The following is a 26,968-nucleotide window of genomic DNA, read 5'->3' as shown; positions in this document are numbered from 1 at the left end:
CGCAGGTCACCGGGTGGTGGGCGCCTGGAGCGGGTTCGCGTCGGACTCTACGTCGGTGGTCGAGCCGGTCCGGCCCGACTCGCTGGCGCCTGCGCTCTTCTCAGCGTCGGCCGCCGCAGTGCCCTGCTGGGCACCGGTCGCCGACGTCCCGCCCGCGCTGGTGTCCGTGCTGCCGCCGGTGGTGCTCGTGGTGCCGTCGGTCGGGGTCGCGGCGGTGCCGCCGGCACCGTCAGTCGTGCTCGCCCCGCCGGCGGACGCCTCCGGGCCGGCGGCGAGCGGGACCGGGTCGAGGAGTGCGTTCGGCACCTGGTTGTCGCCGCTCGCGGTCGCCTCGTCGGGAGCGGCCGGGGTCGGCGTGCCGTACACGTGGCCGGTCTTCGGGTCGAGGTACACCGGGGTGGAGTTCGCGATCATCCCCAGTGCCTTGGCGTTGCGGGCCAGGTTCTGCGGCGAGTCGAGGACGCGGAGCTCCTCGGACAGCGACTGCTGCGTCCGCGAGAGCCCCGTCTGCTCGGCGCTGAGGGAGTCCAGCGTGTAGGCCCCCTGGCTCAGCACCATGCTGATGCCGAGCTGTGCGAGGAGCAGCACACCGAGCGACACGACGCCGACCACCGCGTAGGCGATCTTCGGCCGTGCCCGGCGCTGCGCCCTGGACGGTGCGACCTCGACGAGCTCGGGTCGCTCCCGGCGCGGTGGGTGCGGGGCACGGGTCGGTGCGCCGACGGGGTCGACGAGTGCGAGGTTCGTGCTCATGTCACTTCCGGATCCGCTCGGCCGCGCGCAGGCGCACGGGGATGGCTCGGGGGTTGGCGGCGCGTTCGGCCTCGTCGGCCAGTTCCGCGCCCTTGACGACGAGGGAGTAGGTGGGGGCGTGCTCCGGCAGCTCGACGGGTAGTCCTGCCGGGGCGCTCGAGGTGGTGCGCTCGACCAGTGCCCGCTTCACGAGGCGGTCCTCGAGCGACTGGTACGACTCGACGACGATCCGACCACCGACCGCGATCACGTCGAGCGCGGCGGGGATCGCTCGCTCGAGCACGGCGAGCTCGGCGTTGACCTCGATGCGGAGCGCCTGGAACACGCGCTTGGCCGGGTGCCCCTGCCGCTGCACGGCCACGGGTGTCGCGTCGTGCAGCACCTGGACGAGGTCACCCGACATCGCGAACGGGCGCTCGGTGCGACGCTCGACGATCGCACGGGCGTACCGGCCGGCGAGCTTCTCCTCGCCGTACCGCTGGAAGATCCGGCGCAGCTCGCCCTCGTCGTAGGTCGCGAGGACGTCGGCGGCGGTCTGCCCCTCGGTCCGGTCCATCCGCATGTCGAGCGGGGCGTCCTGGCTGTAGGCGAACCCGCGCTCGGCACGGTCGAGCTGCAGCGAGCTGACGCCGAGGTCGAACAGCACGCCGTCGACCTGACGGAAGCCCTCGCCCTCGACCGCGTCGACGATCCCGTCGTACACGGTGTGGACGAGGCGCACGCGGTCGCCGAAGCGAGCGAGCCGCTCCCCCGCGATGCCGAGGGCGTCGGTGTCCCGGTCGAGCCCGATGAGCGTGAGCTCCGGGAACCGTTCGAGCAGCGCCTCGGAGTGGCCACCCATGCCGAGGGTCGCGTCGACGACGACCTTGCCCGGGCCGTCGAGGGCCGGGACGAACAGGTCGACGATGCGCTGGAGCATCACCGGCGTGTGCGGGAACTTCGGCTGGTCTTCGGCCATGTGCAGCCCCTGTGACCGTCTGGGCCACGCACCCGGATCCCCATCCATGCGACCTGACACCGGGGAAGGTGTGTCAGGGCACCACGGCTGGGAGTCCCGATCCGCGGATCAGAAGATCCCCGGGATCACCTCCTCGTCGTTGTCGGCGAAGCCCTCTTCGACCTCGGCGTAGTAGGCCTCCCACGCGGGGGTCGACCAGATCTCGGCACGGTCACCGCTGCCGATGACCGTGAGGTCCCGTTCGAGCCCCGCGTACTCACGGAGGTTCTGCGGGATCGTCACGCGGTTCTGCTTGTCCGGGGTCTCCGCGCTCGCTCCGGAGAGGAACAGGCGCATGTAGTCCCGGGTGCGCTTCGACGTCATCGGAGCCGTCCGGATCCGTTCGTGCAGTTGCTCGAACGTGTCCGCACTGAAGACGACGACGCAGCGCTCCTGCCCACGGGTCATCACGAGTCCGCCGGACAGTTCGTCCCGGAACTTGGCGGGGAGGATCACGCGACCCTTCTCGTCCAGCTTCGGGGCATGGGTACCGAGCAGCACGTCGGGGCCTCCCCTCCGCTCCACCGGACCGTCGTGATCCCCACTTTACTCCACTTCGCTCCCCGCGGAACGGTCGGCGCTCCCGAATCTGCCCCGATCCCCCGATCTGGGGTGGTCACCGGAGCTCGTAGCTCGCCTCTCTGCTCGTCACTTCGCCGGAAGCACGCGGGCGTGGAGCGGAGTGGAGTGGGTGGAGGGAAGTGGAGGACATTCGCAGGCTCGGGAGCAGCCGAGGGCGCGCCGGACGGGAGGCTCGGCGCACGACCGCCCCGCGCCTCCCGTCCGATGCGTGCTCACGCCCATCGCGCCCGTGGCGCACGTCGCGCCCCTCGCGAGATCGCGCCCCTCGCGCCGTCGCGCCGTCGCGCGCGTCGCGCCGTCGCGCCGTCGCGCCCGTCGCGCCGTCGCGCCCGTTCCTTCCCATCACACCCGCGATGGCAGGCGGAACCGGGCGTACCTGATGGTTCCGTTCGACCCGGTACGCCCGGTTCCACCCGCTACCCCCGGTTCCACCCGCTACGCCCGGTTCCACCCACTACGCCCGGTTCCACCCACTACGCCCGGTTCGACCAGGCACGTCCGGATTCGCCAGGGACAGCGGCAGGAGCATGGGGTGCGAGGGCGGGCACGGGTGCCACGGGCGGGTGTCCCTGGCGGGCGGACGGCGCGGAGCAGCGGCCACGAGCACGACCGCGACCCCGGACACGACGACGGGGCCGGTCCCGAAGGACCGGCCCCGTGGAGGCGTGTGGAGGGCGTGCGGTGCGGCTACTGCTGCCCCGGGTCGTTGCGCTTGTCCCAGCGCTCGTTCATGCGGTCCATGAAGGAGCCACCGGAGGAGGACGGCCGCGACGGCCGACCCGCGGACTGCCCCTTCGCCCGCGGCGCCTTCGCCCCGGACTTCGACATCCGCATCCCTGGGCGCAGCGCGTAGAGCACACCGGCGAGCATCACCACGAAGCCCGGCAGCCCGAGCCACGGCTGCTTCACGACGAGCGCCACGATGACGATGGCGATCCCCACGAGGGCACCGAGCACACCGATCGTGATGGACGTGTAACTCGCGCGTCCCTGGCGGCGCGTGACACGCGCCACGAAGTCGGAGTCGTTCTGGTAGAGGCTCCGCTCCATCTCTTCGAGGAGTCGCTGCTCTTGCTCCGAGAGTGGCATCTCGTTTCCCTCTTGTTCCTGGGGATGCTGTCTGACGACCGCTGGTGTGCCGCGCTGCCGCCGGGTTGTGGCATCGCTGAAGTGGACCGATTCTATGACTCGACCGCTCCACTAGGGTAGGAGTCGTGGCTGAGAGTACGCGATTAGTGGACCTCGTTTCGGCACGGGTCGGACGGGCACTCGACGAGCAGCGTGATCGGCTCCTCGCGATCAGCCCGGACCTCGCGCCGTTCGACCGGTACGCCCGTGACCTGCTGTCCGGCGGCAAGCGCTTCCGAGCGCTGTTCTGCTACTGGGGATGGCAGTCTGTGGCCGGCCGCTCGGGGTCCTTCGACCCCCTCGCCGAGGGCTCCCGTCAGACCACGGCCGAGGCCGTCGTCACGGTGGCCGCCGCGCTCGAGATCTTCCACGCCGCCGCCCTGGTGCACGACGACATCATGGACCGCTCGGACACCCGTCGTGGTCGTCCCGCCGCGCACCGGCGCTTCGAGTCCCTGCACGAGGAGTCCGGCTGGGTCGGCGACCGCTCGCTGTACGGCACGAACTCGGCGCTGCTGCTCGGGGACGTCCTGCTCTCGTTGAGCGACTCCGTCTTCGACGAGGGGCTCGCGCTCCTCGACCCGGCGCGCGCACGCATCGTCCGCCAGGAGTTCCACACGATGCGGCTCGACGTGACCGCGGGGCAGTACCTCGACGTGCACGAGGAGACCGCCTGGCCGACGATCGACGAGACCGAGCACCTGGTGCGGGCACAGCGGGTCATCGTCTTCAAGTCGGCAAAGTACTCGATCGAGGCACCGCTCGTCATCGGAGCCCTGGTCGCCGGCGCCTCGGAGGCGCAGCTCGACGGCCTGCGGTCCTTCGGCCTGCCGCTCGGCGTCGCGTACCAGCTCCGCGACGACGTGCTCGGTGTGTTCGGCGACCCCGAGGTCACCGGCAAGCCCGCCGGCGACGACCTCCGCGAGGGCAAGCGCACCGTCCTCATCGCCTCGGCCCGCAAGGCGCTCCCGCCCGGCCCGAGGCAGCTCCTCGACGAGCTGCTCGGCGACCCCGACCTCGACGAGGAGCAGGTGCAGATGCTGCGCGCCACGCTCACCGAGTCCGGGGCGGTCGCCGCCGTCGAGCGCTCGATCGACCGGCACGTGCAGCGCGCGAAGGCAGCGCTCGAGGCCGCGCCGTTGACGCCGTCGGCGCGCGACCAGCTGCTGTCGCTGGCCGACACGGTCAGCAGCCGCGTCGCCTAGACGCCGACCACGACGACGGACGGGAGGCCCGTGGCGACACCGCCACGGGCCTCCCGTCCGTCACCCGATCGTCCTCACCGGGGCGGCTCCTGCTGCGCGGGCCAGCCCGCCGGGACGGGTCTCCGGTCCAGGGCGCCGGGTCGGCTCCCGGGCTCAGAGCAGGGACTGTGCGACGCGGCGCACCTCGGCCTTGCGGCCGGCGCGCAGCGCCGCGATCGGCGAGGTGCGGAGTGCGGGCTCCTCGGAGAGCATCCAGCGGACCGCCTCGTCGTCGGAGAACCCGTTGTCACCGAGGACGATCAGCGTGCCGCGCAGCTCCGGCATCGGCTCGGAGCCGTCGAGGAACTCGCTCGGCACCCGCAGCACGCCGCCCACGCGGGCAGCCAGCAGCGTCTTCTGCTCGAACAGGCGGTGGACGCGCCCGGGGCTCACCCCGAGCAGGTCCACGAGGTCGGGCACCGTCAGCCAGCGCTCGGAGAGGGTCGTGTCGTCGGTGGGTCCATCACTCACCCGCCCCATGTTGCCAGAGCACCGGCCTGCGTCGTGCCGTCACGCTGATCACACGAGTCACACGCGCAACACGCGGCTCTCTGGTTGACTTGGGAATCACGCCATGTCAGCGTGGAGCCACCTGTGAGTACCCGCTCCCGCGCACGGCTCACCCAGGACAGGAGACAACCCGTGGACAACGCTGCAGACGACGCCGCCCGGCGCGCTCGATCCGCCCGGTTCGCCACCATGCCCATCGTCCTCGCGGGCACGATCGCCGTGACCGCCGGCCTCACCGGCCCGGTGGCGCACGCCGAGCCCCGGCACGACGACGCCGCGAAGAAGCGGCACGTGGACGAGGACCGGAACGTGGGCCAGCGCCCGGTGTTCGGCACCGCCGTCGCCCGCCCGTCGACCACCACCGTCACCACGGTCGCCGCGGTGTCGAAGGCCCCCACCACCTACACGGTGCGTCAGGGCGACACCGTCTCGGGCATCGCCGCGCGCTTCGGGCTCTCGGCGCAGGAGGTCCTGGTCCGCAACGGCCTCGGCTGGAACACGATCATCCACCCCGGGCAGACGCTGCACCTGTCCTCGACACCCGCCGCCCCCGCAGCAGCACCCGCGACGTCGAGCACGAGCGGCAGCTACCACGTGAAGTCGGGCGACACCGTGTCCGGCATCGCCGCCCGCGTCGGCGTGTCGACCTCGGCGATCCTCGCCGCGAACAACCTCTCGCAGCGCTCGCTGATCTACCCGGGCCAGACCCTGACCATCCCCCGCGCCGGGACGGCACCCGCCGCGAAGCCGGCGCCTGCCGTGAGCACCGCGCCGGCCGCACCTGCCCGGGCGTCGAGCGTGAAGATCGTCGCCGGCGACACCATCGGGGCGATCGCTGCGAAGCACGGGGTGTCGGTGAAGGCCCTCCTCGCGGCGAACGGCCTCAGCTACACGAGCACGATCTACGCGGGGAAGACCCTCGTGCTGCCCGCTGCGACCTCGAAGCCGACGACCACCCCGACCGGTGGTGCCGTGACCACGGCCGTCGGCAGCGTCAACGGCGTCGAGCTGACCGGTGAGCAGCGGCGCAACGCGGCCACCATCGTCAGCGTCGGCCGGACCCTCGGCGTCCCCGACCGCGGCATCGTGATCGCCCTCGCAGCGGCTCTGCAGGAGTCGAGCCTGCGCAACCTGTCGCACGGCGACCGCGACTCCGTCGGCCTGTTCCAGCAGCGTCCGAGCCAGGGCTGGGGCACGTCGGCAGCACTGCAGGACCCGGCCACCGCCGCCGAACTGTTCTTCGTGGGCAACCCCGGCAAGACCCGCGGCCTGCTCGGTGTGCGTGGGTGGTCGTCGATGGCCCTGACCGACGCCGCCCAGGCGGTCCAGGTCTCCGCGTACCCGAACGAGTACGCGAAGTGGGAGCAGACCGCGCGCGCCCTGCTGGCCTCGCTCTGAGGTCCCGCCCGTCTGGTCGGCCGGACAGCCGACTCATCCTCGAGATCGAGATTGGGTCACGGTCGGTGCGTCAGGTCGGACCGTACCGGCAGCCCTTCGTAGAATGCCGCCGATGACCACGAACGCCGCAACGGACCCGATGATCGGTCGCATGATCGACCAGCGGTACCGCGTGCGCTCGCGCATCGCGCGCGGGGGCATGGCGACGGTGTACCTCGCCACCGACGTCCGGCTCGAGCGTCGCGTCGCGATCAAGATCATGCACGGGCACCTGGCCGACGACCAGGCCTTCCGTGAGCGCTTCATCCAGGAGGCCCGCTCGGCGGCCCGGCTCTCCCACCCGAACCTCGTCGGGGTGTACGACCAGGGTGCCGAGGACGACACGGCGTACATCGTCATGGAGTACATCCCGGGCATCACCCTGCGCGACCTGCTGCAGGAGCACCGGGCGCTCACCCCGGAGCAGGCCACCGACATCCTGCGCGCCGTGCTCGCCGGCCTCGCGTCGGCGCACCGGGCCGGCATCGTGCACCGCGACCTCAAGCCCGAGAACGTCCTGCTCGCCGACGACGGGCGCATCAAGCTCGGCGACTTCGGCCTGGCGCGGGCGACCACGGCGAACACGGCCACCGGAGCAGCCCTGCTCGGCACGATCGCGTACCTGTCCCCCGAGCTCGTGACGCGCGGCGCCGCCGACTCGCGCAGCGACATCTACGCACTCGGCATCATGCTCTACGAGATGCTCACCGGCGAGCAGCCCTACAAGGGCGACCAGCCGATGCAGATCGCCTACCAGCACGCCAACGACACGGTCCCGGTGCCGAGCGCCGCGGAGCCGGGCGTCCCGCCGGAGCTCGACGACCTGGTCGCCTGGGCCACCGCCCGCGACCCCGCAGACCGTCCGCGCGACGCCCGCGAGATGCTCGACCACATGTCGGGCAACCAGCAGCGCGCGACCGGCCAGTACCGCACCGCGGTGCTGCGTCCGGAGAACGCCACCGCGATCCTGCCGGCCGGCAGCGCGTCGCCCTCCTCGGCCGATGCGTCCGGACGGTGGGACGGCCCCGAGCAGGACGACGCCACCCGGGTGATCGCCGACTCGACGGGCGGTGCGCCCGCTGCTCCGGCCCGCCGCGGTGCGCCCGGCCCCCGACGCACGGGAGCCCAGCCCGGGACGCTCTCCCCGGCGGCGCAACGCCTCGCCGACAAGTCCGTCAAGCGTCGGAAGCGCGGGTGGATCCTGCTCGCGGTCGTCGTGGTCCTCGCGATCATCGCCGGCGTCGTCGGCTGGGCCCTCGGTCCGGGGCCCTGGGGCAACGTCCGCATCCCCGAGGTCGCCGGGAAGTCCGTGGCACAGGCCCGGCAGCTGCTCCAGGCACAGGGGCTCCAGCCCACCGCCGAGACCGACAGCCGGTACGACGCCGTCGTGGCGAAGGGGCAGGTGTCGACGACCAAGCCGGCGGCCGAACGCGAGGTCCGCAAGGGCACCCCGGTGCGGATCGTCGTGTCGGACGGCCCGCGGATGATCGCCCTGCCCGCGATCGTCGGGCAACCGCTGTCGACCGTGACGGCCGCACTGGACGACGACTTCCAGCTGCAGGACGACCAGTACGAGTTCTCGGCCGACGCTCCGGAGGACACCGTGATCGCGGCGAAGGGCCTGGGCACCGACGGGCAGACGGTCGACCTGTCCTCCGTCGGCGAGTACGCCGAACGCGGGCCGGTCACGCTCACGGTCTCGCTCGGCGCCGTCCCGGACGTCACGGGGAAGACCCTCGACGGCGCGACCGCCGCGCTCGACGCCGTCGGTCTGGTCGTCGGGGCGCAGCAGGAGCGCTACAGCGACGACGTGCCGAAGGGGCAGGTCATCTCGTCCAGCGTCGAGGACTCCCCCGCCGTGCAGGGCTCTGCCGTCGACCTCGTGCTCTCGAAGGGCCCGACGCCGATCACGCTGCCCGACGTCGCCGGCAAGACCATCGACGAGGCGACCTCCACGCTCGAGAACCTCGGCCTCGACGTGAAGGTGCCCGACTGCACGAACGTGCTCTGCCGCTTCTACGACTGGAAGTCGGCGCTCCCGGTCACCGCGACGGACCCGGTCCAGGGTTCCACGGTGTACCGCGGCGACACGATCACGCTCTCCTACGAGCAGTAGCCGCCAGGCGGCCGCTCGGCTGCTCGCCTGCTCGCCGGTTCCGGTCGCACGACGTGCCGTCGGCGGTCGCTGCGGTCGCACGACGTGCCGTCCGCGCGGAACGTGAGCGGCAGGTCGTGCGACCGGAACCGGGCAGGACGGGCGACCGGAGCCGGGCAGGACGGGTGGGCAACGAGCGGACGCACGAGCGGACGGACGGGAGGCGCGGTGCCGGCTGGCACCGCGCCTCCCGTCCGGCGTGCGGTCGCGACTACGGCCGCTGGTAGGGGTGGGCGCTCAGCTCCTCCGCCACCAGGAAGGCGAGCTCGAGCGACTGCATGTGGTTGAGCCGCGGGTCGCACAGCGACTCGTAGCGCGTCGCCAGGGTCGCCTCGTCGATCTGCTCGGAGCCGCCCAGGCACTCGGTGACGTCGTCGCCGGTGAGCTCGACGTGCATGCCGCCCGGGTAGGTGCCGACCTGGCGGTGCGCCTCGAAGAAGCCGAGGACCTCGTCCACGACGTCGTCGAAGCGACGGGTCTTGTAGCCCGTCGGGGTCGTCAGGCCGTTGCCGTGCATCGGGTCGGTCACCCAGAGCGGGTTCGCGTCCATGCCCTTGATCGCCTCGAGCAGCTTCGGCAGCTCGTCGCGGATCCTGCCCGCACCCATCCGGGTGATGAACGTCAGACGACCGGGCTCGCGCTCCGGGTCGAGCGTGTCGACCAGGGCCTTCATGTCGTCCACGGTCGTCGTCGGGCCGAGCTTCACACCGATCGGGTTCCGCACGCGGGACAGGAAGTCGACGTGGGCGCCGTCGAGGTCGCGGGTCCGCTCGCCGATCCAGATGAAGTGGCCGGAGGTGACGTAGGCGAGACCGGAGCGCGAGTCGATGCGGGTCATCGGCCGCTCGTAGTCCATGAGGAGCCCCTCGTGCGAGGCGTAGAACTCGGTGTGCTTCAGCGCCTCGAAGTCGGCTCCGCAGGCGTCCATGAAGCGGATCGCGCGGTCGATCTCCTTCGCGAGGTGCTCGTAGCGGGCGTTCGCCGGGTTCGACGCGAAGCCCTTGTTCCACGAGTGCACCTGCCGCAGGTCGGCGAACCCGCCCTGCGTGAAGGCACGGACCAGGTTCAGCGTCGACGCGGCCGTGTGGTAGCCCTGCACCAGGCGGCGGGGGTCGGCCTGGCGGCTCTCCGGGGTGAAGTCGTAGCCGTTCACGATGTCGCCGCGGTACGCCGGCAGCGTCACGTCGCCGCGCGTCTCGAAGTCGCTCGACCGCGGCTTGGCGAACTGCCCCGCCATGCGTCCCATCTTGATCACCGGTGTCGAGGCACCGTAGGTGAGCACGACGGCCATCTGGAGGATGGTCTTCACACGGTCACGGATCGAGTCCGCCGTGGCTCCGGCGAAGGTCTCGGCGCAGTCGCCGCCCTGCAGCAGGAACGCCCTGCCCTGCGCCGCTGCGGCGAGCCGGTCACGGAGCTTGTCGACCTCGCCCGCGAAGACGAGCGGCGGCAGCGTCGCGATCTCGGCGGACGCCGCCTCGGCCGCGGCGCGGTCGGGCCAGGTCGGCTGCTGCTTGATCGGCAGGGTGCGCCAGTGGTCGAGACCCTCGATCACGTCCGGATCCTGCAGGGCGACGACGTCGGTCGACTCGATCAAGGCGGTACCTCGGTGTTCTGGGTCGGGCGGGAGCGGGAGGCCTGCGCGCAGGCCGGTCCGGCCGGGGCCGGAGTCCTCAGATCCTACCGTCCGCGCCCGACCCGCCGCTCCCGCGTGACGCGGGGGCGACGACGGCGGTCGCCCGTCAGGCGGTCGGCGTGCGGCGGTCCTTCATGACCTGCTCACGAGCGCTGCTGGCACGCTCCTTGACGCTCGTCGCGTAGACGTCGACGTACTCCTGGCGGCTCAGTCCGGCGAGTTCGTGCATGACCTCGTCGGTGACGCTGCGCAGGATGAACCGGTCGGTCTCGAAGCCCTCGAAGCGCGAGAAGTCGAGCGGCCTGCCGAAGACGACGCCGACGCGCTTGAACTTGGGGAACTTCTGGCCGATCTGCTGCACCTCGCGCGTGCCGACCATCGCGACCGGCACGACGGTCACCCGGCCCTCGAGGATCATCCGGGCGATGCCGGTGCGGCCGCGGTAGAGCTTGCCGTCCGGGCTGCGGGTGCCCTCGGGGTAGATGCCGAGCTGCTCGCCGCGTGCCAGGACCTGGAGCCCGGTGTGGAGCGACGCCTCGGACGCCTTGCCGCCGGAGCGGTCGATGGGCAGCTGCCCGATGGCGTTGAAGAAGGTCTTCGTCGCCCAGCCCTTGAGGCCCCGACCGGTGAAGTAGTCGCTCTTCGCCAGGAAGGAGATCCGCCGGTCGAGCACCGCCGGCAGGATCACCGAGTCGATGAACGAGATGTGGTTCGACGCGAAGATCACCGGGCCCTTCGCGGGCACGTGCTCACGGCCGACGACCCAGGGTCGGAAGAGCGTCAGGATGAGCGGGCCGAGCAGGAAGTTCTTGAGCAGCCAGTAGGTCATCGTCGACTCCAGTTCGGGACGCGCGTACCGTCGGGGTGACCCTACGCCGTGCGGGCGTGGATGCGGGCGAGGTCGGCCGCGCCGACGACGCCGGCGTCGTTCACGAGCTCGGCGATCACGAAGTCGGGCTCCGGGTGGTACCCGCGCGCCGGCAGGTTGTTGAGGTAGGCCTGCTTGATCGGCTCGAGCAGACGGTCGCCGGCGCTCGCGACACCGCCGCCGAAGACGAACAGCTGCGGGTCGAGCACCGCGGACAGCGACGCGCAGGCCTCGCCGAGGTGGCGACCGAGGCGACGGAGCGCGGCGAGGGCGCCCGGGTCGTCGGCCAGGATCAGGTCGCCGACGATCGCGCCGTCGAGCTGCCCGCCGTTCTGCTCGCGCGCGTCGGCGAGTGCCGAACCGATGCCGCCGGCGTCGGCGACGTCGTTCGCCATGCGCTGCAGGGCACGGCCGGAGCCGTACTGCTCGATGCAGCCGCGGGCGCCGCAGCCGCAGGGCAGGCCGTTCGGGACGATCCGCAGGTGACCGATCTCGCCGCCGGTGCCGAAGCCGCCGCGGAAGAGCCGGTCCTCGGTCACGATCGCGCCACCGACACCGGTCCCGATCGTGAGCATCGTCATGTCGGACACGAGGCGACCGGCACCGAAGCGGAACTCCGCCCAGCCGGCGGCGTTCGCGTCGTTGTCGACGGTGATGTGCAGGTCGCCGAGGCGCTCCTGGAGCTTCTGCCGGAGGGGCTCGTTCCGCCAGCGGATGTTCGGCGTGTAGTAGACGATCGACTGCGACGCGTCGATGAAGCCCGGTGCCGCGACACCGACCGCTCCCACGTCGTGGGCGGCTCGCAGACGGGTGACCATCGTCACGACGTCGTCGAGCATGGCGTCCGGGTCCGCCGCGTTGGTGGCGACGCGGTCCTCGGCGAGGATCTCGCCGAGCTCCGAGACGACCGCTCCCGCGATCTTGGTGCCCCCGATGTCGATTCCGATGGCATGCACGAGGGTCGAGCCTACCGTCTCCGCGTGGTGACGCCGAACGCCGGCAACGCGACCGAGGTGGGCGCCGGGCACCGCTTGCCCGCACGGAGCCGGCCGACGACGCCCGACGGCTGACGAGGTGCTGCGAACCGCACCGCGGCCCGTCGGTCCGGTGCCGCTCCGCCCGTATGCTGGCGGTGACGTCTCATCGTCGAGGCGTCCTCGTATCGCACCGGCCGACAAGGGAGTCAACCGTGAACGATCAGCGGCAGCCCGCACCCAACTCCGCACCCGACCACGGCTCCGCCGCCCGACTGCTCTCCGACCGGGCGCGTCGGACGCCCGACCGGCCGATCCTCGCCCAGCGGCACGGCGACACCTGGACGACCGTCAGCGCCGCGGACACCCTCGCGCGCGTCCGCGGGATCGCGAAGGGCTTCGTCGCCGCCGGGCTCGCCCCGGGCGCGCACGTCGCCGTCCTCTCCCGCACCCGCATGGAGTGGACGCTCGTCGACTTCGCCGTCTGGACCGCGGGGCTCGTGTCCGTGCCGGTCTACGAGACGAGCTCCCCCGACCAGGTGCGCTGGATCCTCTCCGACTCGGAGACCGTGGCGATCGTGGTCGAGCAGGAGGAGCACGCCCGCCGGGTGGCGTCGATCGCCCCGGACCTGCCGCACCTCGGACAGCACTGGACGATCGACGGCGGCGGTCTCGACGACCTGGTCCGCCTCGGCGAGACGGTCACCGACGCCGAGCTCGACGCCCGCACGGCGGACGTGCACGGGCACGACGACGCGACGATCATCTACACGTCGGGCACCACCGGACGCCCGAAGGGGTGCGTCCTGCGGCACGACAACTTCACCGGGACGGTCGAGGGCGCCACCGAGGCGATGCCCGAGGTCGTCGCCGACGGGTCCTCCACGCTGCTGTTCATCCCGATGGCCCACGTCTTCGCCCGCTTCATCGCGGTCATGTCGATCTCGACCGGGGTGCTCGTCGGCCACGAGCCGGACACCCGCGACCTCATGCGCGCCGTGTCGACGTTCAAGCCGACCTTCCTGCTGGCGGTGCCCCGCGTCTTCGAGAAGATCTACAACTCGGCCGAGCAGAAGGCCGACCTCGGCGGTAAGGGTCGGATCTTCCGTGCCGCGGCCGACGTCGCGGTCGCCCACTCCGAGGCGGTGGCCGCGGGACGGGTGCCCCTCGGCCTGAAGCTGCGGTTCGCGCTGTTCGACAAGCTGGTCTACGCCAAGCTGCGCGACGCGATCGGTGGACGCGTGCAGTACGCGATCAGCGGCTCCGCTCCGCTCTCCCCGCGCCTGTCGCACTTCTTCCGCTCGATCGGCGTGCACATCCTCGAGGGCTACGGCCTGACCGAGACGACCGCGCCCGCGACCGTGAACCGGGCGCGCGAGCTCCGCATCGGCACGGTCGGTCGAGCACTCCCGGGCGTCGAGGTACGGATCGCCGAGGACGGCGAGATCCTGATCCGCGGCGTCGACGTGTTCGACCGCTACTGGCACAACGACGAGGCGACCGCGAAGGCCTTCAGCGACGGCTGGTTCCGCACGGGCGACCTCGGGCGGCTCGACGCCGACGGGGTGCTCACGGTGACCGGTCGGGCGAAGGAGCTCATCGTCACCGCGAGCGGCAAGAACGTCGCGCCGGCGCCGCTCGAGGACGGCATCCGCGAGCACCCGCTGGTCGGGCAGGTGGTGGTCGTCGGCGAGGGCAAGCCCTTCGTCGCCGCGCTCGTCACGCTCGACCGGGAGATGCTCCCCGGCTGGTGCGAGGCCCGCGGCATCACCCCCGCGCTCACGCCGCGCGAGGCCGCCTACGACGAGCGCGTGCACGTCGCCGTGCAGGAGGCCGTGGACACCGCCAACCAGCGGGTGTCCCGGGCCGAGTCCGTGCGGTCCTTCACCATCGTCGACACCGAGCTGACGGAGGCCTCCGGCCACCTCACCCCGAAGCTGACGATCAAGCGCGCCGTCGTGCTGCGGGACTTCGCCGCGGACGTCGAGCACATCTACTCGGGGTCGAAGGTCCAGACCACGGCCACCCCCGTGGTCGCGTCCCGACGACGGGGCCGCGCGTAGGGACGACGGACGGGAGGCCCGGTGCCGGTCCGACGGACCGACACCGGGCCTCCCGTGTGTCGTCTGCGCGCGGGGCGCGACCCGTCGACGGGTCGCGGACGCGCTCTCGGATCAGGCCTCCGGGGCCTGCACCTCCGGCGCGTCGAGGACGGCGACCGACGACGTCGTCGGCGCGGGGTCGGGACGGCGGTTGGTGCGGGTGCGGTGCGAGCTGAGCTCGTCGTTCTGAACGGTCATGCTGGGTGTCCTGAGGGTGTGGGAGCCGTGTCGGTGGGAAGCCGACGCGGACACGGTACCTCGCGACCGGGACGTTCGGACAATCCCGCGAAGGGGTGTCACGCCCTGGTCGCCGGAAGCGGCCCGTCCGCGTGCGCCGCCGGTCGCGGGAGCGGCCGGGGCGCCGTCGCCCGCGTGCTCGGGACGCGGTCAGTGGAACCAGGACTGGGCGCGGACGTCACGCAGTGCGGCGCGACGGACCTCCGGGGCGAGGGTCATCACGTAGACGGTGCCGTCGAGGTGGTCGACCTCGTGCTGCAGCGCCTCCGCCATCAGCCCGGTGCCCTCGAGGACGACCTCGGCGCCGTCGACGTCGACGCCGCGGACCCTGGCCCACGGGTGGCGCGGGGTCGGGTAGGAGAGCCCGGGGACGGACAGGCAGCCCTCGTCCATGAGCTCGACCTCGCCGCGCACCTCGACGACCTCGGGGTTGAGCACGTACCCGACCTCGCCGTCGACGTTGTACGAGAACGCGCGCAGGCCGACACCGATCTGCGGAGCGGCCACGCCGGCACGACCGGGCTCGCGCACGGTGTCGAGGAGGTCCTGCACGAGGTCGCGCACGCCCGGTGAACCGAGGGCGTCCGGTGCGATCGGGTCCGCGGGGGAACGGAGGACGGGGTCGCCGAACAGGCGGATGGGACGGACGGTCACGTTACTGCAGCACCACCAGGAGGTCGCCGGCGTCCACCTGCTGGGTCACCGGGATCGCGAGACGGCCGACGGTGCCCGACACGGGCGCCGTGATGGCCGCTTCCATCTTCATCGCCTCGATGCTCGCCACGGGCTGACCAGCCCGGACGACGTCACCGACGGCGACCTTGAGCGTCACCACACCGGAGAACGGCGCGGCGACGTGCTTCGGGTCGGACGGGTCCGCCTGCTCGGCGACCTTCGTCGCGACCTCGACCGAGCGGTCACGGACGGCGACCGGGCGGAGCTGCCCGTTCAGCGTCGTCATGACCGTGCGCATGCCCCGCTCGTCGACCTCGCCGATCGCCTCGAGCCCGACGAGCAGCTCCACGCCGCGCCCGAGCGGCACGACGTGCTCCTGCCCGGGACGCAGACCGTAGAGGTAGTCGAGGGTCGGCAGCACCGAGAGGTCGCCGTACTGCTCCCGCACCGCGGCGAACTGCCGGGTCGGCTGCGGGAAGAGCAGTCGGTTGAGGGCCTGCTGCCGCTCGGGTCCGGCGGTCGCGAGCGCGGCGCGCTCCGACTCCGGCACGGGGGTCGTCCCGACGTGCACCTCGCGGCCCTCGAGCACCTTCGACCGGAACGGCTCCGGCCACCCGCCGGGCAGGTCGCCGAGTTCGCCGGCCATGAAGCCGATCACCGAGTCGGGGATGTCGTACTGCTGCGGGTTCTGCTCGAAGTCGTCGGGGTCGGCGCCGACCGCGGCCAGCTGCAGCGCCAGGTCGCCGACGACCTTCGAGGACGGCGTGACCTTGGTCGGGCGGCCGAGGATGCGGTTCGCCGCGGCGTACCAGTCCTCGACCTGCTCGAAGCGGTCGCCGAGTCCCAGGGCGATGGCCTGCTGCCGGAGGTTCGACAACTGCCCGCCGGGGATCTCGTGCTGGTACACGCGGCCGGTCGGACCGGGCAGGCCGGACTCGAACGGGGCGTACGCGCGACGGACCGCCTCCCAGTAGGGCTCGAGCGCGCCGACCGCGGTCAGGTCGAGGCCGGTGTCGCGCTCGGTGTGCGCCAGCGCCGCCACGAGCGCGGACATGCTCGGCTGGCTCGTCGTCCCGGCCATCGGCGCCGCCGCGACGTCGACCGCGTCGGCGCCGGCCCGGCTGGCCGCCAGGAGCGTCGCGAGCTGCCCGCCGGCGGTGTCGTGCGTGTGCACGTGCACGGGCTGGTCGAACCGCTCGCGCAGCGCGCCCACGAGCCGCTCGGCGGCTCCGGCGCGGAGCAGACCGGCCATGTCCTTGATGCCGATGACGTGCGCGCCGGCCTCCACCATCTGCTCGGCGAGCCGCAGGTAGTAGTCGAGCGTGTAGAGGTCCTCTGCCGGGTCGAGGAGGTCGCCGGAGTAGCAGAGCGCCGCCTCGGCGACGGCCGTGCCGGTCGCGAGCACGGCCTCCAGGGCGGGACGCAGCTGGCTGACGTCGTTCAGCGCGTCGAACACACGGAAGACGTCGACGCCGCTCGCGGCGGCCTCGGCGACGAAGGCGTCGGTGACCTCGATCGGGTACGGGGTGTAGCCGACCGTGTTGCGCCCGCGCAGCAGCATCTGCACCGGGATGTTCGGGATCGCCCCGCGGAGTGCCGCCAGGCGCTCCCACGGGTCCTCGCCGAGGAAGCGCAGGGCGACGTCGTAGGTCGCTCCGCCCCAGGCCTCGACGCTCAGCAGCTGCGGGGTGAGCCGGGCCACGTGCGGCGCCACGGCGACCAGGTCCTTCGTCCGGACGCGCGTGGCGAGCAGCGACTGGTGGGCGTCACGCATCGTCGTCTCGGTGACCGCGAGCGCGGTCTGGGCGCGGAGCCGTCGCGCCCACTCGGCGGGGCCGACCTGCAGCAGCAGGTCGCGCTGCCCGGACGGCGGCGCGGCGGACAGGTCGACGGCCGGGAGCTTCTCGACCGGTTCGACGGTCTGCGGGCGACGCTCGCCGTTCGGCTTGTTCACCGTCACGTCGGCGAGCCACCCGAGCACCTTCGTGCCGCGGTCCTTCGACACGTGGCCGCCGAAGAGCTGCGGGCGCTCCTCGATGAACTGCGTCGAGACGTCACCACGGGCGAAGTCCGGGTCGTCGAGCACGGCCTGCAGGAACGGGATGTTCGTGCTCACGCCGCGGATGCGGAACTCGGCCAGGGCACGCTTCGCCCGGGCGACGGCCGCCGGGAAGTCCCGCCCACGACAGGTCATCTTCGCGAGCATCGAGTCGAAGTGCGGGCTGATCTGCGCACCCGTCGCGACCGTGCCGCCGTCGAGCCGGACGCCCGCGCCACCCGGGCTTCGGTAGGTCGTGATGCGTCCGGTGTCCGGACGGAAGCCCTGCGTCGGGTCCTCGGTCGTGATGCGGGTCTGCAGCGCCGCACCGTGCACGGCGACGGTGTCCTGCGCGAGCCCGAGGTCGGCGAGGGTCTCCCCCGCGGCGATGCGCATCTGCGACTGCACGAGGTCGACGTCCGTCACCTCCTCCGTCACGGTGTGCTCGACCTGGATGCGCGGGTTCATCTCGATGAAGACGTGCTGACCGGCACGCTCGCCCTCGGTGTCGAGGAGGAACTCGACGGTGCCGGCGTTGACGTAGCCGATCGACCGCGCGAAGGCGACCGCGTCACGGTGGAGCGCGGCGGCGATCACCGGATCGAGGTCGGGCGCCGGTGCGATCTCCACCACCTTCTGGTGGCGGCGCTGCACCGAGCAGTCGCGCTCGAAGAGGTGGATCGTGCCGTCGTCCGTGCCCGTGGCGTCCGCGAGGATCTGCACCTCGATGTGCCGCGGACGCAGGACGGCCTGCTCGAGGAACATCGTCGGGTCGCCGAACGCGCTGTCGGCCTCGCGCATCGCGGCCTCGAGCGCCTCGCGGAGCTCGGCCTTCGTCTCCACGCGGCGCATCCCGCGCCCACCGCCGCCGGCGACCGCCTTCGCGAAGACCGGGAACCCGACGGCGTCGGCACCCGCGAGCAACTCGTCGACGTCGCGGCTCGGCGGGGTGCTCGCGAGGACCGGGACACCGGCGGCGATCGCGTGCTCCTTCGCGGTGACCTTGTTGCCGGCCATCTCGAGGACGTGCTCGCCCGGCCCGATGAACGTGATCCCCGCAGCGGCGGCAGCGGCGGCCAGCTCCGGGTTCTCGGAGAGCAAACCGTACCCCGGGTAGATCGCGTCGGCACCCGACTCGCGGGCGACACGGATGATCTCGGAGACGTCCAGGTAGGCACGGACCGGGTGACCCGGCTCGCCGATGACGTAGGCCTCGTCGGCCTTCAGCCGGTGCAGGGATCCGCGGTCCTCGTACGGGTAGACGGCCACCGTCCGGGCCCCCAGCTCGTACGCGGCACGGAACGCGCGAATGGCGATCTCGCCACGGTTCGCCACGAGGATCTTGCTGAACACGACGTCCCTTTCAGCCCGGGTTGAGGTGTCACAACCTTACTGGCGGTAACGTGGCTCACCGTGCATGTACTCAGCGTGAGCTCCCTCAAGGGTGGTGTCGGCAAGACGACGGTGACGCTCGGCCTGACATCGGCCGCGTTCGCCAAGGGACTGCGCACGCTGGTGGTGGACCTCGACCCGCAGTCCGACGTCTCGACCGGCCTCGACATCGACATCTCCGGCCACCTCAACGTCGCCGACGTCCTCGAGAACCCGAAGGAGAAGATCGTCCGCCAGGCGATCGCCCCGTCCGGGTGGACGAAGGGCTCGCAGGGCAAGGTCGACGTGCTCGTCGGGTCGCCGTCCGCCATCAACTTCGACGGCCCCCACCCCTCCATCCGGGACATCTGGAAGCTGGAGGAGGCGCTGGCGAACGTCGAGCAGGACTACGAGCTGGTCCTCATCGACTGCGCCCCGTCGCTCAACGCCCTGACCCGCACCGCCTGGGCTGCCTCGGACCGCGTGACCGTGGTCACCGAGCCGGGCCTGTTCTCCGTCGCCGCCGCGGACCGCGCGCTCCGTGCGATCGAGGAGATCCGCCGTGGGCTCTCCCCCCGCCTGCAGCCGCTCGGCATCATCGTGAACCGGGCGCGCGTGCAGTCGCTCGAGCACCAGTTCCGCATCAAGGAACTCCGGGACATGTTCGGCCCGCTCGTGCTCTCGCCGCAGCTGCCGGAGCGCACGTCGCTGCAGCAGGCGCAGGGCGCGGCGAAGCCCCTGCACGTGTGGCCCGGCGAGTCGGCGCAGGAGATGGCGAAGAACTTCGACCAGCTGCTCGAGCGCATCATGCGCACGGGCAAGATCGGTCCGTACGCCGAGGGCGGCGCCGCCTAGGCGCTGCCGCCTCTCCGGGCCGGCTTCCTCCCCCGGACCGGCTTCGCGCTGGGCCGGCCGTCGAGCGCGCAACATCTGTCACGCTCGCCGTCCCCGGACCGGCTTCGCGCTGGGCCGGCCGTCGAGCGCGCACCATCTGTCACGGTCGAGGTCCCCGGACGACGGATCCCGCCCGCGCCGTGACGACCCGGCGGCATGTCGTGCTCGCTCGGATCGGCGCGCACTGAAGCCGCTGCGTACGAGGCGAGCCCTCGACCGTTCGGGCCCGTCATCCGCTGAACGGCCGAGATGTCGCACGCTCGACTCGATGCAGTCGTCGACGGTCCTGGTCGCACGACATGCCGTCCGCACGGGAGCTGAGCGGCAAGTCGTGCGACCGAGACGGACACTCGCGGCAGTTCGCGCGACCGGAACCATCCGCGCGGGAAGTCGGGGCTCGGGGTCGGGGCTCGCGTCCCGGGGGTCGGGGCTCGGGTCTCAGCAGCCGAAGGTCAGTGGTCGAACGCCGAGTGGGCAGGACACGCGGGTCGTCGGCCGCCGGGGGGTCTGCCGGGTGCCGAGTGGGCACGACACGCCGCCGGTGGGACGCGGAGTGGGTCGGGGACGTCGTCGGACGGCGCGAGCGTGACAGATCTGGCCCGGTCGAGGGCACCGGACGACGCACCGACGACTCTCCGGCGGAGCCGGACGAGCGGGAGGGCGAGGAGCGTCTAGGACGCGCGGTTCGCCCGGCGGGCCGCGAGCTCGTCTGCGGGGTCCGCAGCAGGGGTGGCGTCGAGCTCGACCAGGGAGCTCTCGACCTCGCGCAGGACCTTGCCGACCGCGATGCCGAACACGCCCTGGCCGCGGGACACCAGGTCGATGACCTCGTCGTCCGAGGTGCACAGGTAGACCGACGCCCCGTCGGACATCAGCGTCGTCTGGGCCAGGTCGGACACGCCGGACTCGCGGAGCTGGTTCACGGCGGTGCGGATCTGCTGCAGCGAGATCCCGGTGTCGAGGAGTCGCTTGACGAGCTTGAGCACGAGGATGTCCCGGAAGCCGTAGAGCCGCTGCGACCCCGACCCGGCAGCGCCGCGGATGGTCGGCTGCACGAGCTCGGTGCGGGCCCAGTAGTCGAGCTGTCGGTACGAGATGCCGGCCGCGCGTGCGGCGACGGTGCCGCGGTAGCCGTTCTGCTCGTCGTGCTCGGGGAGGCCGTCGGTGAAGAGCAGGCCGAGGTCGTACCGAGTCATCTCGGACTCGGTACCGGGGGTGTCAGTCCCACTCATGTGCATGCCTTCCACGACGTTCGAGCTCCCACCAGAAGGTTCAACGACGGGTTGAGAGTTGTTCCGAGGTCCACGGTAGCGACTCGGACACGGTCTGCCCGGCACATCCGCACCGGCGCGTCCGGCGTGTCGAGGATACGCCCCGACCACCGACGGTCGACAGGGCGCAGCCCCGGTCCGGACGCCGACCGGTCGCCGGTCATGCGTCGAGTCGGCCGATCGCCGTGCGGATCAGGTTCGACCGGACGACCTCGAGCTGCCCGGCGATCTCGCGCGCGAGCTCCGTCGCCTTGGCCCGCGAGGTGGCGTCGCCCCGGCGGGACACCGGCATGAGGGCCGACTCGATCAGGCCGACCTCGCGCTCGACGACACCGCGCATGGTGCGCAGGTGCCGCGGCTCGATGCCGGTGCGCTGCAGTTCGACGAGGGCCTTGAGCACCGCCACGGCGTCGTCGCCGTAGGTGTCGGCCGCGGGCAGCAGCGACGCCGAGACCGCGTCGGTCAGCAGCATCGGCGAGGCACCTGCAGCGCGGACGGTCTCGTCCCGCGTGTACCGACGCTCGCGGCCGAGGATCGACGGTCTCGGGGCGTCACCGCCGCCGGGCAGGACGGGCTCGCGCCCCGCGTCGAGATCGGCGAGGTAGTCCTTGATGACCTTGAGCGGCAGGTAGTGGTCACGCTGCAGACCGAGCACGATCCGGAGCCGCTCGACGTCGGCCGCCGAGAACTTCCGGTACCCGCTGGCGGTGCGGATCGGCGTGACGAGCTCGCGTTCCTCGAGGAAGCGGAGCTTCGAGCTCGACAGGTCGGGGAACTCGGGCTTCAACCGGGCGATGACCTGCCCGATGGTGAGCAGGTCCGGTACCGCAGCACCGGCCCGGGCTGCGGCGGACCGCGCAGCCACTACGCGGTCGCCAGGCGCGCCAGGTCGACCCGGGATGCGTAGAACGTGAGGCGGAACTTGCCGACCTGCACCTCGGCGCCGTCGGTCAGGAGTGCCTCGTCGATGCGTACGCCGTCGAAGTAGGTGCCGTTCAGCGACCCGTTGTCCTTGACGCTGAAGGCCGTGCCGTGGCGCAGGAACTGCGCGTGCTTCCGTGACACCGTGACGTCGTCGAGGAAGATGTCGGCAGCGGGGTGCCGACCGGCCGTCGTGACGTCGGAGTCGAGGAGGAACCGCGCGCCGACGTTCGGACCACGCCGGACCACCAGCAACGCCGAACCCGAGGGCAGTGCGTTGATCGCCTCGCGCTCCTCGGTCGAGACACCGGACTCGGCTGTCAGGGCCGCTCCCATGTCCATGCTGAAGGTCAGGGTCGTGTCGACCAGCCGCTGTTCCGGAGTCTTCTGACCACCCGGCTGCGGGACCACTGGCTCTGGCATCGTGGACCTCCTCCTCTTGGCGCACCAGCGTATCGGAAACGGGTGACCTCGCGGGAGCCCCGAACGGGGCTGGGGAGAACTCAGGAGCACGCGCACAGCGAACGCACCGCCGTGACCCAGCCGACGAACGGGAGGCACGGGGCGGACCCGCACCGTGCCTCCAGACCGGACCGGATCGCGGGGTGCGTCGTCACGGTGCCGGCGTCGCCGTCGCGGTGGCGGTCGGCGCCGGCTCGCCCGAGGCGAGCCCGTCGAGGATCCGACGCACCTCGGCGTCCTTCAGACGGACCCAGGGCGACCCGTCCGGGTCGCTCGTGGACGCCTCGGGGCTGTCGCCGGTGTTCCACCACTTCGACTGGTACGGGATGCCGTGGAACAGGACGCGGGCGCCCGTGTCGTACTGCTTCGTCCCCGACCACGCGGCGTAGGTGCCGTCGGGCAGGGTCAGCGGTTCCACGGGCTTCTCCCCCGGCAGGACCGGGCCGATGATCTGCCACGGCGTCTCGTACGCGCTGAGCACCGGATCGTCCGGCAGGTCGCCCGACGTCCACCACTTCGCCTCGTAGACGTTGCGGTGCCACACCACCTTCGTGCCCTCGAGGTAGGACGCGTCCTGGTCCCAGACCGGGTAGGGACTGGACTTCGGGTCGTCGGTGGGCTGCTCGGTGGCGGACGGCTCGGCCTCCGTGACGTCGGAGGCCGCCGCGACGATCCCGCCGCCGAACCCCTTGCCGAGCACGTCGGCGAAGAGCAGTCCGTCCTGGTCGACGCCGGAGCACGAGTTCGAGACGGTCGACAGGTTCACGTAGTTCGACCCGCACGTGGTGTCCCGGTTCAGCGACCACATCGACATGCGCCCCAGCCCGCGGTCGCGCGCCCACGCGTTGAGCTTCCGGGCATCGCTGAGCGAGAACACCTCGTCACGGACGTCGTTCTGCCCGATCATGGGCGTCGCCCCGACCTTGTGCCAGAGGGTGCCGTCACCGAGGGGCGTGCCCGCGCGCTGGTACAGGACACCGAGCTGTCGCTGGACCTCCTGCAGCGCCTGCACCGATGCCGAGTACATGCTCTGGCTCGACCCCTTGGCCTCGCCGTAGTCCATCGTCATCGCGTTCACCCCGGCGAGGTCCACGCCGGCGGCGAGGAACTGCGCGACCGCGGTGGTCCCGTCGGACGTCAGCCCCGAGGGCGCGGCCGGCAGGGTGAGCCACACCGCGAGCGGGTGACCGGCGGCCCGACGCTCGTCCTGGAGCGCCGCCACCGCCTTGGCACGCCGTTCCCCCGCAGCGCGGTTCGTGAGGTCGTCGCCCTCGACGTCGAAGTCGACGGTCGACAGTTCGTAACGCTGCACGACCTGCCGGTAGGCACCCAGCAGGGCGGACGCCTTCGTGCAGGTGGTGGCGAGCTCGTCGTTCGCCAGGCCGCCGAACGACACCCCGACCTCGCCGTGCTGCTGCTGCAGACGGGCGACACGGCGGTCGAGGTCGAGCTGGTCCGCCGCACCCTGCAGCGAGTAGTACGAGCCCCAGGTCGGCGAGCAGGCGTCGTCGTGGTCGGCGACGACGAAGGACAGCATGACGTTGCGTCCCTTGGCCGACTTGACGTCCTCGAACGCGAAGACCGGGGTCGCGGTGACGTCGGTGTAGGCGGCGAACCACGCTGGTTGCCGTTCGGTCGCCTGCGCCGAGTGCCAGCGGTCGAAGCCGGCGTACCCGGCGACGGCGACGGCGGCGGCGACCACGACCGCGATGGTGACCCGGACCGGGGAGAGTCGTCTCGTCGTCGACATCAGGCTGCGCTCCGTTCCTGGCGCGGGCCGGTCGCGTCGGCCTGGGCGGACGCGGTGCCACCTGCGCCCGCCGCCCCGACGACGTCGGCGTCGTGCCGGACCGGGAGGTTGCCGCCGCCGTGTCCGAAGTACAGGACCGCGTGCCAGTCCTCGAGGACGGGCTCCGGGACCGGGCGGACGCCGCCGCGACGACGTCCGCGCCGACGGTCGGCACGGGCGGCCGCACGAGCGGTACGACGAGCGGCACGACGGGCTGCGCGCGCCGACGGGTCGTAGTACATCCAGCGCGTGGCCCACAGCCAGACGTCGACCACGGAGTTCCACACGCCGATGTAGGCGACGATCGCGTAGGTGGCGAGGAGCGCGTTGAAGGCGGCGAAGACCGCGTTCCCCCAGTTCTGCGCGCCGTAGTCGCGGACGAAGGTGAAGACCGAGAAGGCGACGATCGCGAAGGGCGCGAGGACGTAGAGCGCCGGCGAGGCCGTGCGGTCCCGCACCTTGGGCGTCCGCGCGAACGGGATCTTCTTCGCCGTGAGGGCCTGCTGGATGCTCTTGAGCACGCCCGCGACGTTCACCGGCGTGAGGATGAGGTTGAAGCCGTAGATGCGGAAGACGTCCGTGCGCTTGTAGCCGCAGTACCGCAGGTCGCTCGACAGCAGCCAGAAGTAGGGCAGCGCTGCGAGCAGCACCATCGGGCTGAGCAGCCGCGAGTCGTACGGGTACGCGAGCAGGAAGACGAGCCCGAACGACGCCCAGGTGATCGACGCCATGTAGTTGACGCGCAGCGCCATCTCGACGAGACCGACCCGCTCGCCTCGTGCCCGGCGCTCACGGACCTGGCGGACGTACTTCGGCAGGATGAGGAGGCCGCCGTTCGCCCAGCGGCGGCGCTGGACGACGAGCGACCCGAAGTCCGGCGGCGTGGCACTGTACGAGAGCCGCTCCGGGTAGTTGACGAGCGTCCAGCCGTGCATGCCGAGGTCGACGCTCGACTCGGTGTCCTCGATCACGGTGCGGTCCTGGACGTAGCGCTTCACCTCGAAGCCGCCGACGGTCTCGACCTCCTCGATGTCACGGAGCGCCTGGGTGCGGATGACGGCGTTCGCCCCGACCCAGAACGTCGCGTCGTACCGGGACATCCCCTGGTGGAGGATGTGCTGGATGTCGGTGGTGGCCCCCGCGAGCCGCTCGATGCGCGTGGCAGCGCCGCGGAAGGACGAGTACGGGGTCTGCGTCACGGCGACCCGGGCGTTCTCCGGCTGCTCGAGGAAGTAGACCAGGCGCAGGCAGTAGTCGCGGAGCAGGACGGAGTCGGCGTCGAGCGTCAGGAGGTAGTCCGACGCCGGGACCACGAGGTCGGCCGCGCCGGCGTCGTCCACGGTGCGCAGGACGGTCCCGGACGCGGTCTCGTCGAACGCGTACGCCCCGCCCATGAGTCCGATGTAGGCGTTGAGGTTCATCGCCTTGTTGGCCTCGTCGGAGAGGTTCACGTACCGCTTCCGCTCGAACGTGGTCAGTTCCGCCGTGAAGGTCCAGGCGAGACGGCGCTGCAGCTCGAGCGCCCGCGCCGAGGTCACCTCGCTGAAGTCCTGACCGAGGGCGACGGCGTCGGCGATGGCCGCTTCGAGGGCCTCGGCGGTCAGCCGGAACTCGTCGGCGAGCCCGACGAGCACCTGGTCGTGGAAGAACCGGTCGACGTGGTCGGCGACCTCGTGTTCCCGGGCGTTCCGGCGGAGCCACGCGTCGGCCCAGCGGTGGTGCTCGACGAGGGTCCGCAGCGCGTGCGTGCTGGCGAACGGCGCGGCGTCCGCCTCGACCTCGGCCGAGAAGAGCGCTTCCTGGAACCGGCGCGAGGGGACCTCGAGCTGCGCCTGGATGCGGTCCGCGACCGCGCGCGTGCGCTCCAGCTTGTCGAGCGTCGCCGGGTCGGCCGGGAACGGCGCGTCGTCGACGAGCAGGACGACCCGCAGGGACGGGTACTCCTGGAGCGCTGCCGACCAGAGCGTGGTCGCGACGACGTCCGGCTCCTCGGCGTAGCTCGGGACGAGGACGGTCATCGGTGCCTCGTGGCCGGAGGCGAAGTGTCGGTCGAGCTCGGCGCGCGGGACCCGCACGTGGCTCGCGAACCGCTCCATCGCACCCTGGCGGGCCACCAGGTGCATGAGCGCGGAGAAGGTCAGGAAGGTGACGACGACGAGGTACGAGATCGCCTCGGTGGTGAAGCGGAAGCTCTCGGTGCCGTAGTCGAGGAACTGGCGGATCACGGTGTAGACGACGTACGCCAGCCAGAAGGCGACGGTCAGGATGATCGCCACGCGACCGGAGACGAGCTTCCGGTCGGAGGGGCGTGCGTGCAGGGTGTCGAGCGGACGGGTCCGGCGCTCGGCACCCCACTGACGACGGCGCGTCGGTGCGCCGGCAGACGGATCGGGCATGGCAGTCCTTCGTTCCTTCCGGACCAGCGCTCCGTCGGGTCGGGCGCTGTCGGGGGTCCGGTCGGTCGGGACGACGGTACGAGAGATCCCGCAGGCCGCCGACACCCGAACGGGGGGTCCGGGCGGTTGTGTGCGGCATCACGCAGCGCGGTGCGGCATCGCGGGACCGCGCGCGGTTTCCCGCACGGGGCGGGGGGGGCACGCCCGCCGCTTCGGCCGGCACCGCCCCGCGTCACCAGCGCAACCAGCGCCGCCGGCGCCACCAGGGCCGCGAGGGCCGCCAGGGCCGCCAGCGCGACCATGCGACGGACGGGAGGCGCGGTGCCGGCCCGGACCGCGCCTCCCGTCCGTCCGTGCATGCGTGCGTCGATCGCCGACACCCGTTCCGTGCGCCCGTTCCTTCCCAGAACGGGTGGGATGCCTTGCGGGAACGGGCGTACCTGGTGGATCAGGACGACCAGGTACGCCCGGAACGACCAGGTACGCCCGGAACGACCAGGTACGCCTCGCAGGGCCGGGTACGCCCGG

At 71.9% G+C, this 26,968-nt stretch carries 21 protein-coding genes; 5 read left to right on the top strand and 16 right to left on the bottom strand.

The genetic code is table 11. The annotated features are described in order from the left end of the window. Window positions 1-6: 6 nt before the first annotated feature. The 4 genes from Q9R28_RS00760 to Q9R28_RS00745 all read right to left on the bottom strand — a co-directional run bounded on the left by Q9R28_RS00760 (window position 7) and on the right by Q9R28_RS00745 (window position 3,421). A complete protein-coding gene (locus tag Q9R28_RS00760; RefSeq protein ID WP_311205284.1) occupies window positions 7-753 on the bottom strand; it encodes a hypothetical protein in 747 nt (248 codons plus the stop codon). A 1-nt stretch (window position 754) separates the two neighbouring features. Continuing rightward, a complete protein-coding gene (gene rsmH / locus Q9R28_RS00755) occupies window positions 755-1,711 on the bottom strand; it encodes a 16S rRNA (cytosine(1402)-N(4))-methyltransferase RsmH (protein ID WP_251154929.1) in 957 nt (318 codons plus the stop codon). Window positions 1,712-1,819: 108 nt separating this feature from the next. Beyond that, window positions 1,820-2,251 (bottom strand): division/cell wall cluster transcriptional repressor MraZ, encoded by a 432-nt coding sequence (mraZ, locus tag Q9R28_RS00750; protein WP_058729729.1) that lies wholly within the window; start codon window positions 2,249-2,251, stop codon window positions 1,820-1,822. 768 nt (window positions 2,252-3,019) lie between these two features. Then, the gene (locus Q9R28_RS00745) at window positions 3,020-3,421 is read right to left on the bottom strand and encodes a DUF3040 domain-containing protein (RefSeq protein ID WP_066653735.1); all 402 of its coding nucleotides are present in this window, start codon (window positions 3,419-3,421) and stop codon (window positions 3,020-3,022) included. A gap of 125 nt (window positions 3,422-3,546) precedes the next feature. On the opposite strand from Q9R28_RS00745, the gene Q9R28_RS00740 reads away from it, so the two are divergent. Next, on the top strand, window positions 3,547-4,665 hold the full coding sequence (locus Q9R28_RS00740) for a polyprenyl synthetase family protein (RefSeq protein WP_396137141.1): 1,119 nt from the start codon (window positions 3,547-3,549) through the stop codon (window positions 4,663-4,665). Window positions 4,666-4,818: 153 nt separating this feature from the next. Here Q9R28_RS00740 and Q9R28_RS00735 read toward each other — a convergent pair whose 3' ends face one another. Then, window positions 4,819-5,184, bottom strand: coding sequence for an Rv2175c family DNA-binding protein (locus Q9R28_RS00735; protein WP_311205283.1), 366 nt, complete (start codon window positions 5,182-5,184; stop codon window positions 4,819-4,821). Window positions 5,185-5,346: 162 nt separating this feature from the next. On the opposite strand from Q9R28_RS00735, the gene Q9R28_RS00730 reads away from it, so the two are divergent. Continuing rightward, window positions 5,347-6,612 carry a LysM peptidoglycan-binding domain-containing protein gene (locus tag Q9R28_RS00730; protein ID WP_251160129.1) on the top strand — a complete coding sequence of 422 codons (1,266 nt, stop codon included), beginning with the start codon at window positions 5,347-5,349 and terminating at the stop codon, window positions 6,610-6,612. A 112-nt stretch (window positions 6,613-6,724) separates the two neighbouring features. Continuing rightward, window positions 6,725-8,767: a Stk1 family PASTA domain-containing Ser/Thr kinase gene (gene pknB / locus Q9R28_RS00725; RefSeq protein WP_209683095.1), complete on the top strand. Its 2,043-nt coding sequence runs from the start codon at window positions 6,725-6,727 to the stop codon at window positions 8,765-8,767. Between the two features lie 250 nt (window positions 8,768-9,017). On the opposite strand, the gene Q9R28_RS00720 is transcribed toward pknB, so the two are convergent. The 3 genes from Q9R28_RS00720 to Q9R28_RS00710 all read right to left on the bottom strand — a co-directional run bounded on the left by Q9R28_RS00720 (window position 9,018) and on the right by Q9R28_RS00710 (window position 12,266). Next, a complete protein-coding gene (locus tag Q9R28_RS00720; protein ID WP_251155000.1) occupies window positions 9,018-10,361 on the bottom strand; it encodes a class II 3-deoxy-7-phosphoheptulonate synthase in 1,344 nt (447 codons plus the stop codon). A gap of 187 nt (window positions 10,362-10,548) precedes the next feature. Continuing rightward, window positions 10,549-11,271, bottom strand: coding sequence for a 1-acyl-sn-glycerol-3-phosphate acyltransferase (locus Q9R28_RS00715; protein ID WP_066653708.1), 723 nt, complete (start codon window positions 11,269-11,271; stop codon window positions 10,549-10,551). A gap of 41 nt (window positions 11,272-11,312) precedes the next feature. Beyond that, on the bottom strand, window positions 11,313-12,266 hold the full coding sequence (locus Q9R28_RS00710) for an ROK family glucokinase (RefSeq protein ID WP_066653706.1): 954 nt from the start codon (window positions 12,264-12,266) through the stop codon (window positions 11,313-11,315). Between the two features lie 233 nt (window positions 12,267-12,499). Between Q9R28_RS00710 and Q9R28_RS00705 the strand changes: the two genes are divergently transcribed. Further along, on the top strand, window positions 12,500-14,347 hold the full coding sequence (locus tag Q9R28_RS00705) for a long-chain fatty acid--CoA ligase (protein WP_066653704.1): 1,848 nt from the start codon (window positions 12,500-12,502) through the stop codon (window positions 14,345-14,347). Between the two features lie 111 nt (window positions 14,348-14,458). Here Q9R28_RS00705 and Q9R28_RS00700 read toward each other — a convergent pair whose 3' ends face one another. The 3 genes from Q9R28_RS00700 to Q9R28_RS00690 form a co-directional block, all read right to left on the bottom strand. Continuing rightward, window positions 14,459-14,584 (bottom strand): hypothetical protein, encoded by a 126-nt coding sequence (locus Q9R28_RS00700; RefSeq protein ID WP_268746771.1) that lies wholly within the window; start codon window positions 14,582-14,584, stop codon window positions 14,459-14,461. A gap of 189 nt (window positions 14,585-14,773) precedes the next feature. Continuing rightward, complete coding sequence (locus Q9R28_RS00695; protein WP_066653701.1) at window positions 14,774-15,277, bottom strand: peptide deformylase; 504 nt, start codon at window positions 15,275-15,277, stop codon at window positions 14,774-14,776. Window position 15,278: 1 nt separating this feature from the next. Then, complete coding sequence (locus Q9R28_RS00690) at window positions 15,279-18,689, bottom strand: pyruvate carboxylase (RefSeq protein ID WP_311205282.1); 3,411 nt, start codon at window positions 18,687-18,689, stop codon at window positions 15,279-15,281. A 60-nt stretch (window positions 18,690-18,749) separates the two neighbouring features. On the opposite strand from Q9R28_RS00690, the gene Q9R28_RS00685 reads away from it, so the two are divergent. Further along, the gene (locus Q9R28_RS00685) at window positions 18,750-19,562 is read left to right on the top strand and encodes a ParA family protein (protein WP_058729211.1); all 813 of its coding nucleotides are present in this window, start codon (window positions 18,750-18,752) and stop codon (window positions 19,560-19,562) included. A 710-nt stretch (window positions 19,563-20,272) separates the two neighbouring features. Here Q9R28_RS00685 and Q9R28_RS00680 read toward each other — a convergent pair. From Q9R28_RS00680 to Q9R28_RS00660, 5 genes are all read right to left on the bottom strand, one after another. Continuing rightward, window positions 20,273-20,797, bottom strand: a complete 525-nt coding sequence (locus Q9R28_RS00680; protein WP_141718808.1) for a MerR family transcriptional regulator — start codon at window positions 20,795-20,797, stop codon at window positions 20,273-20,275. A gap of 235 nt (window positions 20,798-21,032) precedes the next feature. Further along, on the bottom strand, window positions 21,033-21,737 hold the full coding sequence (locus Q9R28_RS00675; protein ID WP_311205281.1) for a MerR family transcriptional regulator: 705 nt from the start codon (window positions 21,735-21,737) through the stop codon (window positions 21,033-21,035). Next, the gene (locus tag Q9R28_RS00670; protein ID WP_066653698.1) at window positions 21,737-22,216 is read right to left on the bottom strand and encodes an FHA domain-containing protein; all 480 of its coding nucleotides are present in this window, start codon (window positions 22,214-22,216) and stop codon (window positions 21,737-21,739) included. The genes Q9R28_RS00675 and Q9R28_RS00670 overlap by 1 nt, the downstream gene beginning before the upstream one ends. A gap of 190 nt (window positions 22,217-22,406) precedes the next feature. After that, window positions 22,407-24,005, bottom strand: a complete 1,599-nt coding sequence (locus Q9R28_RS00665) for a glycosyl hydrolase family 18 (protein ID WP_311205280.1) — start codon at window positions 24,003-24,005, stop codon at window positions 22,407-22,409. Further along, window positions 24,005-26,440, bottom strand: coding sequence for a glycosyltransferase family 2 protein (locus tag Q9R28_RS00660; protein ID WP_311205279.1), 2,436 nt, complete (start codon window positions 26,438-26,440; stop codon window positions 24,005-24,007). The genes Q9R28_RS00665 and Q9R28_RS00660 overlap by 1 nt, the downstream gene beginning before the upstream one ends. Between the last annotated feature and the right edge of the window lie 528 nt (window positions 26,441-26,968).

The sequence above is a fragment of the Curtobacterium sp. BRD11 genome (genome assembly GCF_031844345.1).
In the GTDB taxonomy this organism is placed as follows: domain Bacteria; phylum Actinomycetota; class Actinomycetes; order Actinomycetales; family Microbacteriaceae; genus Curtobacterium.
Note: the sequence above shows the minus strand (reverse complement) of the source record. Positions and strands in the feature narration are given on the sequence as shown.

Bases quoted from the DNA above. Each gene is read 5' to 3' on its own strand.
- Q9R28_RS00760 (WP_311205284.1), bottom strand. From the start codon at position 753: ATGAGCACGAACCTCGCACTCGTCGACCCCGTCGGCGCACCGACCCGT.
- rsmH (WP_251154929.1), bottom strand. From the start codon at position 1,711: ATGGCCGAAGACCAGCCGAAGTTCCCGCACACGCCGGTGATGCTCCAG.
- Q9R28_RS00745 (WP_066653735.1), bottom strand. From the start codon at position 3,421: ATGCCACTCTCGGAGCAAGAGCAGCGACTCCTCGAAGAGATGGAGCGG.
- Q9R28_RS00735 (WP_311205283.1), bottom strand. From the start codon at position 5,184: ATGGGGCGGGTGAGTGATGGACCCACCGACGACACGACCCTCTCCGAG.
- pknB (WP_209683095.1), top strand. From the start codon at position 6,725: ATGACCACGAACGCCGCAACGGACCCGATGATCGGTCGCATGATCGAC.
- Q9R28_RS00715 (WP_066653708.1), bottom strand. From the start codon at position 11,271: ATGACCTACTGGCTGCTCAAGAACTTCCTGCTCGGCCCGCTCATCCTG.
- Q9R28_RS00700 (WP_268746771.1), bottom strand. From the start codon at position 14,584: ATGACCGTTCAGAACGACGAGCTCAGCTCGCACCGCACCCGCACCAAC.
- Q9R28_RS00680 (WP_141718808.1), bottom strand. From the start codon at position 20,797: ATGACTCGGTACGACCTCGGCCTGCTCTTCACCGACGGCCTCCCCGAG.
- Q9R28_RS00670 (WP_066653698.1), bottom strand. From the start codon at position 22,216: ATGCCAGAGCCAGTGGTCCCGCAGCCGGGTGGTCAGAAGACTCCGGAA.
- Q9R28_RS00665 (WP_311205280.1), bottom strand. From the start codon at position 24,005: ATGTCGACGACGAGACGACTCTCCCCGGTCCGGGTCACCATCGCGGTC.
- Q9R28_RS00660 (WP_311205279.1), bottom strand. From the start codon at position 26,440: ATGCCCGATCCGTCTGCCGGCGCACCGACGCGCCGTCGTCAGTGGGGT.